This window comes from Pseudomonas sp. NFACC32-1 (genome assembly GCF_900101215.1).
Classification (GTDB): domain Bacteria; phylum Pseudomonadota; class Gammaproteobacteria; order Pseudomonadales; family Pseudomonadaceae; genus Aquipseudomonas.
The window spans coordinates 451,115-467,790 of record NZ_FMUL01000001.1; the positions used below are offsets into that span (position 1 = coordinate 451,115).

Annotated in this window: 13 protein-coding genes; 8 read left to right on the plus strand and 5 right to left on the minus strand. The window is 61.6% G+C overall.

Features of this window, described 5'->3' with window-relative positions; translation table 11 throughout:
* Nucleotides 1-11 precede the first annotated feature (11 nt).
* From lon to BLP99_RS26060, 5 genes are all read left to right on the plus strand, one after another.
* Nucleotides 12-2,408 carry an endopeptidase La gene (gene lon, locus BLP99_RS01980; protein ID WP_072388888.1) on the plus strand — a complete coding sequence of 799 codons (2,397 nt, stop codon included), beginning with the start codon at nt 12-14 and terminating at the stop codon, nt 2,406-2,408.
* Between the two features lie 148 nt (nt 2,409-2,556).
* The gene (locus BLP99_RS01985) at nt 2,557-2,829 is read left to right on the plus strand and encodes an HU family DNA-binding protein (RefSeq protein WP_072388887.1); all 273 of its coding nucleotides are present in this window, start codon (nt 2,557-2,559) and stop codon (nt 2,827-2,829) included.
* Between the two features lie 226 nt (nt 2,830-3,055).
* Nucleotides 3,056-4,927: a SurA N-terminal domain-containing protein gene (locus BLP99_RS01990; RefSeq protein WP_072430381.1), complete on the plus strand. Its 1,872-nt coding sequence runs from the start codon at nt 3,056-3,058 to the stop codon at nt 4,925-4,927.
* A 221-nt stretch (nt 4,928-5,148) separates the two neighbouring features.
* A complete protein-coding gene (locus BLP99_RS01995; RefSeq protein ID WP_072430382.1) occupies nt 5,149-6,030 on the plus strand; it encodes a DUF2242 domain-containing protein in 882 nt (293 codons plus the stop codon).
* Nucleotides 6,031-6,104: 74 nt separating this feature from the next.
* Complete coding sequence (locus tag BLP99_RS26060) at nt 6,105-6,287, plus strand: hypothetical protein (RefSeq protein WP_143007925.1); 183 nt, start codon at nt 6,105-6,107, stop codon at nt 6,285-6,287.
* Nucleotides 6,288-6,314: 27 nt separating this feature from the next.
* Here the strand turns inward: BLP99_RS26060 and BLP99_RS02000 are convergent, their stop codons facing one another.
* Together BLP99_RS02000 and BLP99_RS02005 are read right to left on the minus strand one after the other, a co-directional pair.
* Nucleotides 6,315-7,352: an AraC family transcriptional regulator gene (locus BLP99_RS02000; protein ID WP_092179578.1), complete on the minus strand. Its 1,038-nt coding sequence runs from the start codon at nt 7,350-7,352 to the stop codon at nt 6,315-6,317.
* 1 nt (nt 7,353) lies between these two features.
* A complete protein-coding gene (locus BLP99_RS02005) occupies nt 7,354-8,484 on the minus strand; it encodes a carbon-nitrogen hydrolase family protein (protein WP_072388879.1) in 1,131 nt (376 codons plus the stop codon).
* Between the two features lie 390 nt (nt 8,485-8,874).
* On the opposite strand from BLP99_RS02005, the gene BLP99_RS02010 reads away from it, so the two are divergent.
* Nucleotides 8,875-10,914 carry an oxidoreductase gene (locus tag BLP99_RS02010; RefSeq protein WP_072430384.1) on the plus strand — a complete coding sequence of 680 codons (2,040 nt, stop codon included), beginning with the start codon at nt 8,875-8,877 and terminating at the stop codon, nt 10,912-10,914.
* A gap of 181 nt (nt 10,915-11,095) precedes the next feature.
* The gene (locus BLP99_RS02015) at nt 11,096-12,004 is read left to right on the plus strand and encodes a 1-aminocyclopropane-1-carboxylate deaminase/D-cysteine desulfhydrase (protein WP_072388875.1); all 909 of its coding nucleotides are present in this window, start codon (nt 11,096-11,098) and stop codon (nt 12,002-12,004) included.
* A 7-nt stretch (nt 12,005-12,011) separates the two neighbouring features.
* Here BLP99_RS02015 and BLP99_RS02020 read toward each other — a convergent pair whose 3' ends face one another.
* Both BLP99_RS02020 and BLP99_RS02025 read right to left on the minus strand, forming a co-directional pair.
* Complete coding sequence (locus BLP99_RS02020; protein WP_072388873.1) at nt 12,012-12,560, minus strand: cytochrome b; 549 nt, start codon at nt 12,558-12,560, stop codon at nt 12,012-12,014.
* Nucleotides 12,561-12,678: 118 nt separating this feature from the next.
* Nucleotides 12,679-14,082, minus strand: coding sequence for a type VI secretion system Vgr family protein (locus BLP99_RS02025; RefSeq protein ID WP_076407215.1), 1,404 nt, complete (start codon nt 14,080-14,082; stop codon nt 12,679-12,681).
* A 218-nt stretch (nt 14,083-14,300) separates the two neighbouring features.
* Here BLP99_RS02025 and BLP99_RS02030 point away from each other — a divergent pair, with 218 nt between their 5' ends.
* Nucleotides 14,301-15,005, plus strand: coding sequence for a YebC/PmpR family DNA-binding transcriptional regulator (locus BLP99_RS02030; RefSeq protein ID WP_072388869.1), 705 nt, complete (start codon nt 14,301-14,303; stop codon nt 15,003-15,005).
* A gap of 175 nt (nt 15,006-15,180) precedes the next feature.
* Here the strand turns inward: BLP99_RS02030 and BLP99_RS02035 are convergent, their stop codons facing one another.
* Entirely contained in the window at nt 15,181-16,515 is a 1,335-nt protein-coding gene (locus tag BLP99_RS02035) for a leucine-rich repeat-containing protein kinase family protein (RefSeq protein WP_092179580.1), read from the minus strand.
* Nucleotides 16,516-16,676 lie beyond the last annotated feature (161 nt).

Below are 16,676 nucleotides of genomic sequence, written 5' to 3' on the forward strand. Positions count from 1 at the left end.
GAGGCGAAATCATGAAGACAACCATCGAATTGCCTCTCCTGCCATTGCGCGATGTCGTGGTGTATCCGCACATGGTTATCCCGCTGTTCGTGGGGCGCGAGAAGTCCATCGAAGCCCTCGAGGCTGCGATGACGGGTGACAAGCAGATCCTTCTGCTGGCTCAGAGAAATCCTGCTGACGATGATCCCGGCGAAGACGCACTTTATCGCGTAGGTACGATTGCAACGGTTCTGCAACTGCTCAAGCTGCCTGACGGCACGGTCAAGGTTCTGGTCGAAGGCGAGCAACGGGGTGCGGTCGAGCGCTTCAGCGAAGTAAACGGCCATTGCCGTGCCGAAGTGTCGCTGATCGACGAAGCCGAGGTGCCTGAGCGTGAGTCCGAGGTGTTTGTCCGCAGCCTGCTGTCTCAATTCGAGCAGTACGTGCAGTTGGGCAAGAAGGTGCCGGCAGAGGTCCTGTCGTCGCTCAACAGCATCGATGAACCTGGGCGCCTGGTCGATACCATGGCCGCGCATATGGCCCTCAAGATCGAGCAGAAGCAGGAAATCCTCGAGATCATCGACCTGTCCGCCCGTGTCGAGCATGTATTGGCGTTGCTCGACGGCGAAATCGACCTGCTGCAGGTCGAAAAACGCATCCGCGGTCGGGTCAAGAAGCAGATGGAGCGCAGTCAGCGCGAGTACTACCTGAATGAGCAGATGAAGGCCATTCAGAAGGAGCTGGGTGACGGAGACGAAGGCCATAACGAGATCGAAGAGCTGAAGAAGCGAATCGATGCTGCCGGCCTGCCGAAGGACGCCCTTGCCAAGGCCCAGGCCGAGCTGAACAAGCTCAAGCAGATGTCGCCGATGTCCGCTGAGGCCACCGTGGTGCGCTCCTATATCGACTGGCTGGTCCAGGTGCCATGGAAAGCCCAGAGCAAGGTGCGTCTGGACCTGGCTCGCGCCGAAGATATCCTCGATGCCGACCATTACGGCCTGGAGGAGGTCAAGGAGCGCATCCTCGAATACCTCGCCGTACAGAAACGCGTGAAAAAGATTCGTGGCCCGGTCCTTTGCCTGGTCGGTCCTCCCGGGGTCGGTAAAACCTCCCTTGCGGAGTCGATTGCCCACGCGACCAACCGTAAATTCGTTCGCATGGCTCTGGGTGGCGTGCGTGACGAGGCGGAAATCCGCGGGCATCGCCGGACTTACATCGGGTCGATGCCGGGAAGATTGATTCAAAAGATGACAAAGGTCGGCGTGCGCAATCCGCTGTTCCTTCTGGACGAAATCGACAAGATGGGCAGCGATATGCGGGGCGATCCGGCCTCTGCATTGCTGGAAGTCCTCGATCCCGAGCAGAATCACAACTTCAACGATCACTACCTTGAGGTCGACTACGACCTGTCGGACGTGATGTTCCTCTGCACCTCCAACTCCATGAACATTCCGCCAGCGCTGCTGGACCGGATGGAGGTGATTCGTCTGCCGGGCTACACCGAGGACGAGAAGATCAATATCGCCGTCAAATACCTTTCGCCCAAGCAGATCCAGGCCAATGGCCTGAAAAAAGGCGAGCTGGAGTTCGACGAGGAGGCGATCCGCGACATCATCCGTTACTACACTCGCGAAGCGGGCGTGCGCGGTCTGGAGCGGCAGATCGCCAAGGTCTGCCGCAAGGCGGTCAAGGAGCATGCGCTGGAAAAACGCTTCGCGGTCAAGGTTACTTCGGACCTGCTGGAGCACTTCCTGGGCGTACGCAAGTTCCGTTACGGCCTGGCCGAGCAGCAGGATCAGATCGGTCAGGTGACCGGGCTGGCGTGGACCCAGGTCGGTGGCGAATTGCTGACCATCGAGGCGGCAGTCGTACCGGGCAAGGGGCAACTGATCAAGACCGGTTCCCTGGGCGATGTGATGGTCGAATCGATCACCGCGGCCCAGACCGTCGTGCGCAGCCGGGCCCGTAGCCTGGGCATCCCCGTGGACTTCCACGAGAAGCGCGACACCCATATCCACATGCCGGAAGGGGCGACGCCCAAGGACGGCCCCAGCGCTGGCGTAGGCATGTGCACGGCCCTGGTTTCGGCCCTGACCGGCATTCCGGTGCGCGCCGATGTGGCGATGACCGGCGAAATCACCCTGCGTGGCCAGGTACTGGCCATTGGTGGGCTCAAGGAAAAACTGCTGGCGGCGCATCGCGGTGGGATCAAGATCGTGATCATTCCCGAAGAGAATGTTCGTGATCTCAAGGAAATTCCCGACAACATCAAGCAGGATCTTCAGATTAAACCGGTTAAATGGATTGACGAAGTCCTGCAAATTGCGCTGCAATACGCGCCGGAGCCCTTGCCGGATGTGGCTCCGGAGATAGTCGCGAAGGACGAAAAGCGAGAGTCTGACTCTAAGGAAAGAATTAGCACGCATTAACACGCATTTGCCTGGGGGGCTTCCTTGACAGTTTTTTAGAGCCCTTGTTATAAAGCGGCTCTTAAGTGTCTGTAGGCCATTCAGCACTCGTTTTTGCTTTCACCAAAAAAACTTAGAATCATCTCAAATAGATATAAGGGGACTTAGAGTGAACAAGTCGGAACTGATTGATGCTATCGCTGCATCCGCTGATATCCCGAAAGCTGCTGCTGGCCGTGCGCTGGACGCTGTAATCGAATCCGTCACTGGCGCTCTCAAGGCTGGCGACTCCGTTGTTCTGGTTGGTTTCGGCACCTTCTCCGTCACTGATCGTCCGGCTCGTACCGGTCGCAACCCTCAGACTGGCCAGGCTCTGCAAATCAAGGCCGCCAAGAAGCCAAGCTTCAAGGCTGGTAAAGCACTGAAAGACGCCGTCAACTAAGGTTTCATTGAGTTTATCCGGGTCGGGGTCATGCCTGGCTTGGCAGCGGAGCGGTAACACGGTCGGTTTTCAAACGGCCTGTCGTGCCAGGGCTCGCGGGTTCGAGCCCGGTCCGCTCCGCCAGTAACGAGAAGGCGCATCCTCGGATGCGCCTTTCTTCTATCCGGATTCTACCCACGCTCCACGGTTGCCTAATTTTTGAAGTTCAACCGTTTCTGGGGGACGCATGCTGCAGAATATCAGGGACAATTCACAGGGCTGGATTGCCAAGACCATCATCGGAGTCATCGTCGCACTGATGGCGTTGACCGGTTTCGATGCCATTTTTCAAGCCACCAGCAACAGCAATGAAGCGGCCAAGGTCAACGGCGAGAAAATCAGCCAGAACGAGCTGAGCCAGGCTGTCGATATGCAACGTCGCCAGCTCATGCAACAGCTGGGCAAGGATTTCGACGCCTCCTTGCTGGACGAAAAAATGCTGCGCGACTCGGCCCTCAAGGGGCTGATCGACCGCAAGCTGCTGCTGCAAGGCGCCCATGACGCGAAATTCGCTTTCTCCGAAGCCGCGCTGGACCAGGTAATCCTGCAGACACCTGAGTTCCAGGTCGACGGCAAATTCAGCGCCGAGCGCTTCGACCAGGTGATTCGCCAACTGGGCTACAGCCGTATGCAGTTCCGCCAGATGCTGGCCCAGGAAATGCTGATCGGCCAGTTGCGCGCCGGCCTGGCCGGCAGTGGCTTTGTCACCGATGCCCAGGTGCTGGCATTCGCCCGCCTGGAAAAACAGACCCGTGATTTCGCCACCCTCACCATCAAGAGCGACGCGTCGGCGGTGAAGCTGACCGATGACGAGGTCAAGGCTTATTACGACAAGCACGCCAAGGAGTTCATGACTCCCGATCAGGTGGTGATCGATTACCTTGAACTGAAGAAGGCCTCGTTCTTCGATCAGGTCAGCGTCAAGGATGAAGACCTGCAGGCGGCTTACCAGAAGGAAATCGCCAACCTGTCCGAGCAACGTCGGGCGGCGCATATCCTGATCGAGGTCAATGACAAGGTCACCGAGGCCCAGGCCAAGGCCAGGATCGAGGACATCCAGGCTCGCCTGGCCAAGGGCGAATCGTTCGAAGCCCTGGCGAAGGAGTTCTCCCAGGATCCGGGTTCGGCGAACAATGGCGGTGATCTCGGCTATGCCGGTCCGGGTGTCTATGACCCGGAATTCGAAAAGGCCCTGTATGCCTTGAACAAGGATCAGGTGTCCGCGCCGGTGCGTACCGATTTCGGTTTCCACCTGATCAAGCTGTTGGGCGTCGAGGCGCCTGAGGTGCCGAGTTTTGCCAGCCTCAAGGACAAGCTGACCCGCGAACTGAAGACTCAGCAAGTGGAGCAGCGTTTCGTGGAGGCGACCAAGCAACTGGAAGATGCCTCTTTCGAAGCCTCCGATCTGGCCCAGCCGGCCCAGGACCTGAAACTGACCGTTCATACGTCCGCGCCGTTCGGTCGCGAAGGTGGGGAAGGGATCGCGGCCAACCGCGCCGTTGTCACCGCCGCGTTCAGCCCGGAAGTACTCGATGATGGCGCCAACAGCACCGCCATCGAACTGGACCCGGAAACCGTCGTCGTGCTGCGCGCCAAGGAACACCGCAAGCCCGAGCAGCTTCCCCTGGAGCGCGTCGAAACGGCCATTCGCGCCCAGTTGACGAAGGAGCATGCCAGCGCGGCAGCCAAGACCCGGGCGGACGAATTGATCGTTAGCCTGCGCGAAGGCAAGACCGCACTGGACAAGCCTGTCGATGGCCAGGGCTGGAAAGTCACCGAGGCGGCGACTCGCAGCCAGGAAGGCATCGATCCAGCCGTCCTGCAGGCACTGTTCCGCATGCCCAAGCCGGAATCCAAGGACAAGCCGACGTTCACCAGCGTCACCTTGCCTGATGGAAGCCTGATGATCGTGCGCCTGAACGGGGTGAACGAGGCTGCGGCGCCGACCGACGCAGAGAAAGCCGAATACCGTCGCTACCTGGCCTCCCGAATTGGTCAGCAGGACTTCGCGGCTTATCGCAAGCAGCTGGAGAGCGAAGCGGACATCAAGCGGTACTGATGCTCCGGTAGTTCGCTTCACAAAGACCCCGACTGGAAAGTCGGGGTTTTTTGTTTCTGCGCGTTGCGATTAACAGGATGTTCATCGATCCGCCGGGTTTGCGTCTTTTTCCGATAAACATCCCCCGGTAGACTTGTAACCCCTTTGAGACACGAATCCCCACATCACCGGAAGCGTTGTGTTGCACAATGCGCCCCGGACCGTTTTCTTCAGGATGTTCAATGTTCAGATCATTTCACATGCGCACCGTCGGGCTGGCACTGATGCTGGCTGTCGCAGCCGGTTGCTCGTCGAAGAAAGCCGCCATTTACGAGCATGAGAACTTCGATGACTCCGGTACCTATTCCCGGACCTATCCGGTGAGCGATGCAGCGACCTGCGAGGCCGGGCGCCGTGCGCTGCTCAGCCAGGGCTACATCATTACCAGCAGCGATCCGAAACTGGTCAGCGGCCACAAGAGCTTCCAGCAGACCGGTGATACTCACATGGAGATCAGCTTCAACCTGGTCTGCGCGCAGGACAGCGGCACCGGACACCGTTCGACCATGTTCGCCAACGCGCTGCAGGACCGTTACGCGCTGAAGAAGATCAACAACTCCGCCAGCCTGGGCGTGGGAGTGCTGGGGTCGGTGTCGATGCCCATCGGTTCGTCGGATGATTCGATGGTCAAGGTCGCCAGTGAAACGGTATCGGCGGCCAAGTTCTATGAGCGTTTCTTTGCGCTGGTGGAGGCATTCCTGCCAGCGGAAGCGAAGAAGGGCGCTGAAAGTGCCGATAAACCGAAAGCTGAGCTGGGCGTTCCGGAAACCAGGGTAGAGCCTGCCGCGTTGACGCCTGCGCCGATGCCGGAGCCGTCAGCCCCGGCGCCCGTAGCGCCGACGCAGCAGGAAGCTGCGCCAGCCCCGGCTCAGGTCCTCCCAGCGGCCTCGGAACCAGTGGTGCCTCCTGCGGAACCTGCACCGATCGCGCCCAGTGAAGTAGCGCCATCAGGGGAGGCCGTGCCCGTTACAGCGCCGGAGCCGACCCAGGAGCCCATCACGCCGCCCCCGCCCAGTGACCTGCCGCCTCCCTCTGAACCCATCCAGCCGCTGCCTGCCTCGTGAAGCCTTGTGGCGAGGTTGAAATACCTTGCCACAGATCACCCTTTAATTTCCTGCCGTTGTGCTACGTTTAATTCATGAAGCTTTTGCTTCATGTTTTATTCATAAAGCAGCTTTATGCTGATACCAGCGCCATCAGGCATCGGTTTCAACGAACAGGGGAAGGATTCGCAATGGACGACTATCAGGAAGAGCTGCTGGAATATCAGGCGTATGAGCTGGATCCGCCGGAACCCGCCGAGGACGCCACCGAGCTGTAGGAAGGCAGCAGGCGGCGGGCTCGAGGCTCATTTGTTCCGATGACTGCGACGAAACTCTCCGGGCGTCTGGCCATTCCAGCGCTTGAACGCGCGTTGAAATGCTTCGGCTGAGGCAAACCCCAGCAAATAGGCGATTTCACCGAACGCCAGTTCAGTGTCGCGAATGTAGGTCATGGCCAGGTCGCGCCGAGTGTCGTTGAGAATGGCGCGAAATTGTGTGCCTTCTTCCGCCAGTTTTCGGCGTAGCGTCCAGGTCGGTAGCTTCAGGCGTGCCGCCACTTCTTCCAGGCCGGGTTCACGGCCACCGCTGAGCAACGGCCCCAGCAGTTGGATGATGCGCTCGCGCAGGCTGCGGGTGCGGGTGAGTTGTTCCAGTTCCCGTTCACACAGTTGCAGCAGGTGCCGCCAAGTGCTGGGGCAGTGCTGTGGGTTGCGCTGGGCGAGGCTTTCCAGGCCCAGGCGCAACTGGTTCTGTTCGGCCCCGAATATGATCGGGCAATCACCGAGTGCCCGGTAGGCTTCCAGGTAGGCCGGCGCTTCGAATTCGATCTCTATGCGCTCGGCTCGCAGCGGGTTGCCGCTCACGCTGGAGAGCTGCTGGAGCCAGCCGGCGATGATCGAGTCCACGACGAAGCGGTTATAGGCGTTATACGGACTGATGGAATAGAACCGTACCCAGGCGCCCTGGGCATCTTCGTGAAAGCTCGATTGACCACGGTAGTTGGAGCCGTAGAGCGGCTCGAAGCGAACCATGCAGCGTGCGGCTTCGCGGACCGTCGGGGCCTGGGCCGCGGTGACACCGGCCAGGCCAGCCTGGCTCAAGCGGCTGAGGCGCCCCATGCGCAGGCCCAGGGCCGGGTCTGCCGTCTGCTGGATCGCGGCATGGCCCAGGCGCATGTAGCGTGGAATCGACAACCGTGCCCCAGGCTCCGCGAGGCGTGCGGCATCGAGGCCATATTGTTCCAGCAAGGGCTGGGGATCCTGTCCGTGGCTGGCGACCGCATCGGCCAGGCTATGGACGAAAGCCACTGACAGGTCCCCCAGGCGCATCGGCTGCGGTTTCATGCTACAACCACAGGTTCAGCAAGCGCGCGCCACGGGCTTCGCCGTCAGGGAAATGCTGGCCGCCGTGGCTGATAAAGCTTTGGCCGGCGCTTCCGTTGTCCCAGAACTGCCCCCGCAGGAACACGCTGACGCCGCCCTTGGCCTGGCTGATGGGCAGCTGGCTGGTCAGGGTCAGGCGATGCCAGGCCTGGCCTTCGCTCACTTCTCCTGGCTTGAGGCTGACCTCGCTGGGGGTGGAGAGGCCTTTATAGCCGCTCCAGGGTTCGTTCCAGGTGTCTCGTCCCAGGACAAAGGCGGGGACGGCGATCAGTTGTGCGCCCTGTTCGTTGAGTTGTCGATAATAGACCGGGTACCAACTGTCGCTGCCGATCAGCACCCCCAGGCGTCCGGCCGGGGTGTCGATGACGCGAGGTGTGTCGGAGCGTTCGCTACCCAGTACCTCGTGTTGATCGAATACAGGATGCTGCTGGCGCTGAGGTTGCCCGAGCGGTCGGCCATCGCGACCGAACACCAGGCTGCTGTTGTACAGCGCGCCCGGACCTATCCGCAGTTCGCCCTCGCTGACGCTGGGCTCGGGCAGTACGATGGAGCCGGCCACCAGGGTCACGCCAAACTCCTTGGCCAGGCCGCCAAACAGCGCCTGGTACTCATGGGCCATGCCCTGGGCCTTCATGCGCAAGTACGCATCGTCCAGTCGTTTATCGCCCTCGGCAGCGAGCAAGGCCCGGATAAAGGCCAACGGGTTGCTGACGGCCAGCCAGTTCATCGCTTCCTTCAATGTCCCAGCCTGATACAGCTCGTCCTTTTCACCGCTGATCATCAGCCACGTACCGATGTGCTCGGGCAGGACCACGATGGTTTTTTCGTTGACAAAGCCCTGGTCGCGAGCAGCCTGCAGATAGGCCGCGAGTTTGCGATGCAGTCGCTCGGGGCTCTGGTAATCCGTGGGGAAGAGCTCGGGCTGGATACCCAGCAGATTGCCTTGATCGGCGGGGATGCCCTGGTCGACCGCCAGGTTGATGCGCAGGTCCGACAGGTAATGGCCCGCCGGACGATCCGCCGTCCACAGCGCGTAGGTGACCAGGGCGGCAATCGAGGCCAGTGAAAACAACAGGTACAAAAGTTTGCGCATGGGGGAACAGTCAACGGCCTTGTGCGGTTCGTGATGCTTGAAGTGTCACGGGCAGGGTACGGTAAAACAAGGGATTAGCAAAAGGATGCGTGCAATCCGGGAAGCACCTGTCCGCCATGCGAGGGCGCAAGGTGACCGACACGGATCCCTGGCCATCGCGAACTGGCTCGCGCAAGCAGGATCGCAGGTGTTCGGGGGAGAAGGGGCGCTACGGCAGCGGGTCGGCGGGTGGTAAGTGATGGGATGGGGTGCTGCACATTTGGATCATCAAGTTGTCAGTTACGGTCATTGAGCCGTTGCGCCGTGGCTCTTAGGCTGTCGGGCATGACAGATGGAGGCCACCAGAGTCTCCGCATTTTTTCCGTGATTTTGCCCGTTGTGGAGTGACCGATGACAGCCTCTCATTACCCGCACCTGCTCGCCCCGCTGGACTTGGGTTTTACCACGCTGCGCAACCGCACCCTGATGGGGTCGATGCACACCGGCCTTGAAGAAAAGCCCGGTGGTTTCGAGCGCATGGCGGCCTATTTTGCCGAGCGTGCCCTTGGAGGGGTGGGACTGATGGTCACCGGTGGTATCGCGCCGAACGACGAGGGCGGCGTTTACTCGGGGGCGGCCAAGCTGACCACCGAGGAGGAAGCCCTCAAGCACCGCATCGTCACCCGGGCCGTCCATGAGGCCGGCGGCAAGATCTGCATGCAGATTCTCCATGCCGGCCGCTATGCCTACAGCCCTCGGCAAGTGGCGCCGAGTGCGATCCAGGCGCCGATCAATCCATTCAAGCCCAAGGAGCTGGACGAAGAGGGCATCGAGAAACAGATCAGCGATTTCGTGACCTGCTCGGTATTGGCCCGCCAGGCGGAATACGACGGTGTCGAAATCATGGGCTCCGAAGGTTATTTCATTAACCAGTTCCTGGCGGCCCACACCAATCACCGCACCGATCGCTGGGGTGGCAGTTATGAAAACCGCATGCGCTTGCCCGTGGAAATCGTGCGTCGGGTACGCGAGGCGGTAGGTCCGGATTTCATCATCATTTTCCGCCTGTCGATGCTCGACCTGGTGGAAGGCGGTAGCAGCTGGGAGGAAATCGTCCAGTTGGCCAGGGCCATCGAACAGGCAGGGGCGACGATCATCAATACGGGGATCGGCTGGCACGAAGCGCGGATCCCCACCATCGCCACCAAGGTACCGCGGGCCGCGTTCAGCAAGGTCACGGCCAAGCTGCGCGGTTCGGTGAGCATCCCGCTGATCACCACCAACCGTATCAACACGCCGGAAGTGGCCGAGCGGATCCTGGCCGAAGGCGACGCCGACATGGTCTCCATGGCGCGACCATTCCTGGCGGATCCGGCTTTCGTCAACAAGGCCGCCGCCGGCCGTGCGGATGAAATCAACACCTGCATCGGCTGCAACCAGGCCTGCCTCGACCATACCTTTGGCGGCAAGCTCACCAGTTGCCTGGTGAACCCGCGGGCATGCCATGAAACCGAGCTCAACTACCTGCCGGCGACCCAGGTGAAGAAAATCGCGGTGGTGGGGGCCGGTCCGGCCGGCTTGTCTGCGGCCACCGTAGCGGCCGAGCGAGGGCACCAGGTGACGCTGTTCGATTCGGCCAGCGAAATCGGTGGGCAGTTCAACATTGCCAAACGCGTCCCGGGCAAGGAAGAGTTCTACGAGACCCTGCGTTATTTCAATCGCAAGTTGCAGACCACCAACGTCGAACTGTGCCTCAACACCCGGGTGGATGTGGCGCAACTGGTGGCGGGTGGTTATGACGAGATCATCCTCGCCACCGGCATCGCGCCGCGAGTACCGGCGATTCCGGGGGTGGAGCACGCCAAGGTCCTGAGCTACCTGGATGTGATCCTGGAGCGCAAGCCGGTGGGCCGCAGCGTGGCGGTCATCGGGGCCGGTGGCATCGGTTTTGACGTTTCGGAGTTTCTGGTTCACCAGGGCGTTGCCACCAGCCAGGATCGGGAAGCGTTCTGGAAGGAGTGGGGCATCGACAGCCGTCTCGAGGCACGGGGCGGCGTCGCCGGGATCAAGGCCGAGCCCCATGCGCCGGCGCGGCAAGTATTCCTGTTGCAGCGCAAGACCTCCAAGGTCGGCGATGGCCTGGGCAAGACCACCGGCTGGATTCACCGCACCGGCCTGAAGAACAAGCAGGTGCAGATGCTCAACAGTGTCCAGTACCTGAAGATCGACGACGAAGGTCTGCACATCCGCATCGGTGACGCTGGCGAGCCCCAGGTGCTGGCAGTGGACAACATTGTCATCTGTGCCGGCCAGGACCCGCTGCGCGAACTGCAGGAAGGCCTGGAAGCGGCGGGTCAGACCGTCCACCTCATCGGTGGCGCCGACGTGGCGGCGGAACTGGATGCCAAACGGGCAATCAACCAGGGCTCGCGGCTGGCGGCGCAGCTGTAGGAAAAGATCGCCCGTTCACTCCGAACGGGCTTGCCCGCGAAAGGTGGATGGGTTTGCCGACCTGTTGAACGTGCCGGCTTCTTCACGGGCAAGCCCGCCCCCAAAAGGGGCGTCAGGAAGTGGACGGTCATCGACGACCGAGCTGTTAAGATGCCGGTTCGTTCCTATCCGGCTTGCTTCAATGCTGCTTGGCGCTCTCGACTGGCATCCTCGACCTCGACTCGAACCCCTTCATCTGGATTGGCTCGCCCGTGCCGGTGTCGAGGTGGCGGTGCTGCGCCTGGACCGGATCGATCCGCTGATCAGCGGTAACAAGTGGTTCAAGCTGCTTCATCATCTGCACTCGGCCCATGAGGTGGGTGCCGAGGGCATCATGAGCCTGGGGGGCGCCTACTCCAACCATCTGCATGCCCTGGCCGCGGCCGGCAAACGCTTCGACTTCCCCACGGTCGGCCTGTTGCGCGGTCATCCCCGACAAACGCCCACGGTGCTTGATCTCATGGCGTTCGGCATGGAGCTGCACTGGCTGGGCTACGGTGGATACCGTGAACGGCACGCGGTGGATTTCTGGACGCCGTGGCGGGCGCGTTATCCGCAGCTATACCCGGTCCCCGAGGGCGGTTCAGGATTGCCCGGCGCGCAAGGCTGCATGGCCTGGGTGGCCAGTGTCCGTGAGCAACTGCCAAGGCTGGGATGGGCGGACTATCATGGTTGGTGGCTGGCATGCGGCACCGGGACGTCATTGGCGGGGTTGGTCCTGGCCGAGGCGGGGGAACATACGGTCCATGGTGTGCTCGCGGTGCCGCCGGACCACGGCGTGGCGTTGCAGGTGTCCAGTCTCTTGAAAGAAGCAGGATTCGCCGATCTGCCTTATGAATTGCATGACGGCAGCCGGGGTGGTTTCGCCCGGGTCGATGCCGAGCTCAGCGCCTTCGTCGCGGACACCCGGGCAATCGAACTGGAGCCGTTGTACACCGGCAAGGCACTGATGATGCTCAAGACCAGGGTCGAAGCCGGGCAGTTCGCACCGGGCACTCGCCTGGTTTTCGTCCATACCGGCGGCCTGCAGGGTCGCCGGGGATTCGAATGAGGGTGGGTCAGCCGCGCTTGGGCATCATTCGCAGCAGTGTGTTATCGCGCACGATGTAGTGGTGATACAGCCCTGCCAGGGCGTGCAGGCCGATCAACCAATAGCCGATGGTCCCGCCCAGCACATGCCAGCCCTCGAGGCGTTTGGCGAAATCCTTGTCCTGGTCGACGAGCAACGGCAGATCGAACCCATAGAACATCACCTGATGTCCCTCGGCGCTGGTGATCAGCCAGCCCAGTAGCGGCATGGCGATCATGAACAGGTACAGCGCCCAATGCATCAGCCGCGCCAGGACGGTCTGCCAGGCAGGCGAAGCCGGAAAGATGGCCGGTGCCTTGCCGATGCTGCGGGCGAACAGGCGCAGCCAGACCAGCAGGAAAACCGTCAGGCCCAGCATGAAGTGCGCTTCCTTGATCAGGGTTCGACCGCCACTGCCCTTGGGGAAGATCCCGCGCAATTCGATGCAGGCATATACCACCGCCAGCAACACCAGCATCAGCCAGTGCAAGGTGACCGTGGCGGTACTGTAGCGGCTTTCGGAGCTTTTCCAGGGCATTGCAGTCTCTCCGGCAATCAGGGGGGAGCGCCGTCTTGGGCGGCGTTGCGCTTACTGTAAGCCCGTTTCGCCGGGTTTGCTTGTGCCAGGTCAATTTTTGCCCACCCCAGGGCATGTATCACGGTGTCGTGTCGGGTGGGTTGAGCAGCCAGTCGAACAGCAACCGTGAATCCCGGTTGTGCGACGATGGCAATGATGGCGCGACGACGCGCCCGCCATTGTCCATCGCTCCAGGGCACAGCACCGGTCGGTCGGGATCGCCATCGAGAAAGCTCACCAGCACTTCGCTGCCGGCGATGAGTACGCTGTGGCCGTTCAATATCTGCCGCGATACCGGCAGGGCGATGCCTTCCTGCTGAGGGTTCCAGAGGCTGACCCGGACCTGGCCATGCTCGTCGAACGGGGCCGGCTGGCCGGAAGGACCAAGCACATACGCAATGTGATAACCGGGAATGCAGGGCCTGGGGTGATCGAGTGCCGGCCTGTACACCGTAGACCAGGGGATGGCCGAGAAGCGGTTTCGGTAGTCCCGGACCGACGGTGCGGCCGACGGGTTCGCCTCGAGAATCGAGGATTGCCGTCCGCGATGTTCGATTTCGGTGATCAGCCATTGATCGTTGAAGGTGGAGACCGGGTGTCCGTCGATTTGCACGACATGACCGCTGCGCAGCGCGGGTTGGGCGCTATGGCCGTGGATCTCCCGCTGCCGGCAGCGCAGCCGCTCCAGGCTCCGGCGCCCGGCCTGGTGGGCGTGAGCCAGCGCTGGATTGCCCCGCAGCGCCTCGCGATCAGCAGCGTCGAAGGCATGATTGGCCGCATCGGTGGCGGCGTGGGGCGTCGCCCGGTCGCTGAAACGGTAGGTCGGGGCAGACGGTGTGGAACGGTGATGCTGGTACAGGTGCTCGATGGTCTGTTGGCCGCCAGCATCGGCACGCAGGGATAATTCGACAGATCGCGTAGGAAAGCTTTTTGGATCTTCCGCAAATACTGCGACGTGACCGTAGGGCGTGTGTTCGAAGTGGTAGTGGATGCCTTCTTCCTCGCACAGCCGTTGCAGCAGTGCCAGGTCGCTTTCCTCGTACTGGATACAAAAGGGGCGGCACGGATACTGCCCATGGGGCAGCTCGAAGCGGTAACCATGGGCGGGCAATGCGTGGTCTTCCAGCAAGCGCTGCAGGATCTGCACGACGCTGAGGCGATGGAAAACCCGTCGTTGCGGACCTTGTTCCAGGTTCTGGAGACAAGGAACCAGCGTCAGGCGATAGCCGATACGGTGCGCGGCAGGGGCGCTGAGGCCGACATCGTGCACGATCCCATGCACCCCGGACGAGCCGTCCAGGCGCAGGAAGGCCGGTTGCCCCAGTAGCGTGTCGGGGCTGATCGGCGGGGCCAGGCCGATCAGTTCGAGGTCGAAGCGATACGGCCGGTTGAGGGCTTCCCGACCACTGAACCGCAGCACTTGCAGGCGCAAGTCGCTTTGCGTGAGCGTCAGGCTGAAGGGGCTTTCCGTGTCGTTGCGCATTGCGGTGCTTACTTGGAGAAGAGGAGGCAACGAGGGTACGAAACCCTTGGGCAAAACGGAGGGGGCGAAGCGCAGTTTCAGAAATTCCCTACGCTACGTTGCGGAAATGTCGATTCCCCGGCTGCATTTTTTGGTCGATCAGCCGGTTTAGGCCGTATAAACTTGCGCCACAGCGCCGGCCGGCAGATGTCTCGGCGCGTCAGACAAGAGAGTGAGTAATGGGCGCACAGTGGAAGGTTAAACACAAAGAAGCGGCTGCCAACGCCAAGGGCAAGATCTTCGGCAAACTGGTGAAGGAAATCAGTATTGCCGCGCGAAACGGCGCCGATGTCGCCACCAATGCCCACCTGCGACTGGTGGTCGAACAGGCCAAGAAGGCCTCCATGCCCCGCGAGACCCTGGAGCGAGCCATCAAGAAGGGCTCCGGACAGCTCGGCGAAACCGTGCAATACCACCGCGTCACCTACGAAGGGTTCGCGCCGCATCAGGTGCCGCTGATCGTCGAGTGCGTGACCGACAACATCAACCGCACCGTTGCCGAGATCCGCGTCGCCTTCCGCAAGGGCCAACTGGGCGCTTCAGGTTCGGTGGCATGGGATTTCAACCATGTAGGCATGATCGAGGCCACGCCGGACACCCCGGACGCCGATCCGGAAATGGCCGCCATCGAGGCCGGTGCCCAGGATTTCGAGCCGGGCGAAGAGGGCGCGACCCTGTTCATCACCGATCCGACCGACCTTGACGCCGTACAGAAGGCGTTGCCGGAGCAAGGCTTCACCGTGCTGTCCGCCAAGCTGGGCTACCAGCCCAAGAACCCGGTCAGCGGCCTGACCGACGAACAGATGGCCGAAGTCGAAGCCTTCCTGGAGGGCCTCGACAACCATGACGACGTGCAGGACATGTTCGTCGGTCTGGCCGGCTGAGACGAAGGTCAGCCTCTGTGTTGTGAAACACAGGCACCCCGTGGCGAGGGGATTTATCCCCGTTGGGCTGCGAAGCAGCCCTAAAACCCGACATCGCGGTGCGTCAGGTCGTTTGCATCGGGGCCGCTTCCCGCCCCGACGGGGATAAATCCCCTCGCCACCAGGATGGGTGAGCTCAGTGGGTATGGGAGTGATCAATTCGCTTGAGTTCGCTAAGCAAACCCTCAATCTCATCAAACCCCGGCCGAGCCAGTACCTGCGGCTGACAACAGCGCGCCTTCAATTCTTCCAGTGTTCCAAGCTCCACGACGCCGGGTTCGACCCGCTCCAGCAGTTCCCCCAGCAGAATCCCAAAGGCCCGCACTTCGATACGTTGCAATGCCCGGGTCTGTGCGCTGTCCGGGGTGCCGTGGAACGACGCTGCGCCGAAATCTCCCAACAGGCAGTCGCCTTGGTCATTGAATAGAATGTTGTGTCCGTACAGATCACCATGGGTGAGCCCTTGGCAATGGAGATGCGCCCCCACCGAGGCGATGCCGTGGGCGATGCGCAACGCTACGGGCAGACTCAAGCGCAGTTCATCGGCATATACATCGCGAGTGCAGGAGGCCAGGCTGGGCAGTCCGGCCAGGTTGCGATAGCTGGGCCCCACCAGGGCCATCACCAGCCCGGCCTGCCCCTGGGGATGACCGGCCACCTGACCCAGTACCTCGATCAGGTTCGGATGCCTGCCGGCGGTGATGCAGGCGTGCATTTCGTGCAATGGCGAGCCATCGCTGGTCATTTCGCCTTTATAGAGTTTCACCGCAACCTCCCTGGCCGCCTGGCCCGGCGGTTGCCATCGGGCCCGGTGGATCACCCCCGAGGCGCCTTCCCCCAGCCGCTGTCGCAGAGCCAGTTGCGACCAGTCGATGGCGGGCGTGGCGTTCAACGGGGCGGCATTGGCCTGGGGCTCCAGCGGATTGCCGGCGTAGGCCAGCCAGCTGAGGCTGGGCAATGTCGACAGCCATTGCGGCAACTCCACCAGGCGGTTGGCGGCGACGCGCAGCAGTTCGAGTCGCTGGCATTGCCCCAGGCTTTGCGGTAGCTGCTGCAATCGGTTGCCGGCCAGCATGAGTTTCTGCAGATGGGGGCGTCGCCCCAGTTCATCCGGCAATCGACTGATGCGGTTGTCGGTCAGGATCAGCCAGCGCAACAGCGGCGGCAGGGCTGCCCCCGTGACACGTTCGATGCGGTTGGCCTTGAAGCCGACCATGGTCAGGGCGGCGCAGCGGCCCAGGCATTCGGGCAGTTCAGTGAAGCGGTTGTCCGAGCAGAACAGCACGCGCAATCGGCTCAGCCGATGCAAGTCGTCGGGCAATGTATCGAGCTGATTGCCGCTGAGGTCGAGGATCTCTAGGGAGTCGGCCAGCTCGAAGATTTCCCGGGGGAATTTCGTCAGGCCACATGCCAGTTTCAATCGGGTGGTCCCCGACAGTTGGCCGGCGCGGAGTTGGGCGAGGGTGTCCATGGAAAATTCGCTGTCGATCAGGAAAGGAGTCTGCAGCCATCGGGCCCGACACAGAACCTTGTGGCGAGGGGCTGCAAGGCAACCCAACGCCACAACCCGAACAGTCTGACACACCTTATGCCAGGCTTCAGGACAGCGCTTGCTGCGCCACGGTTTACCCC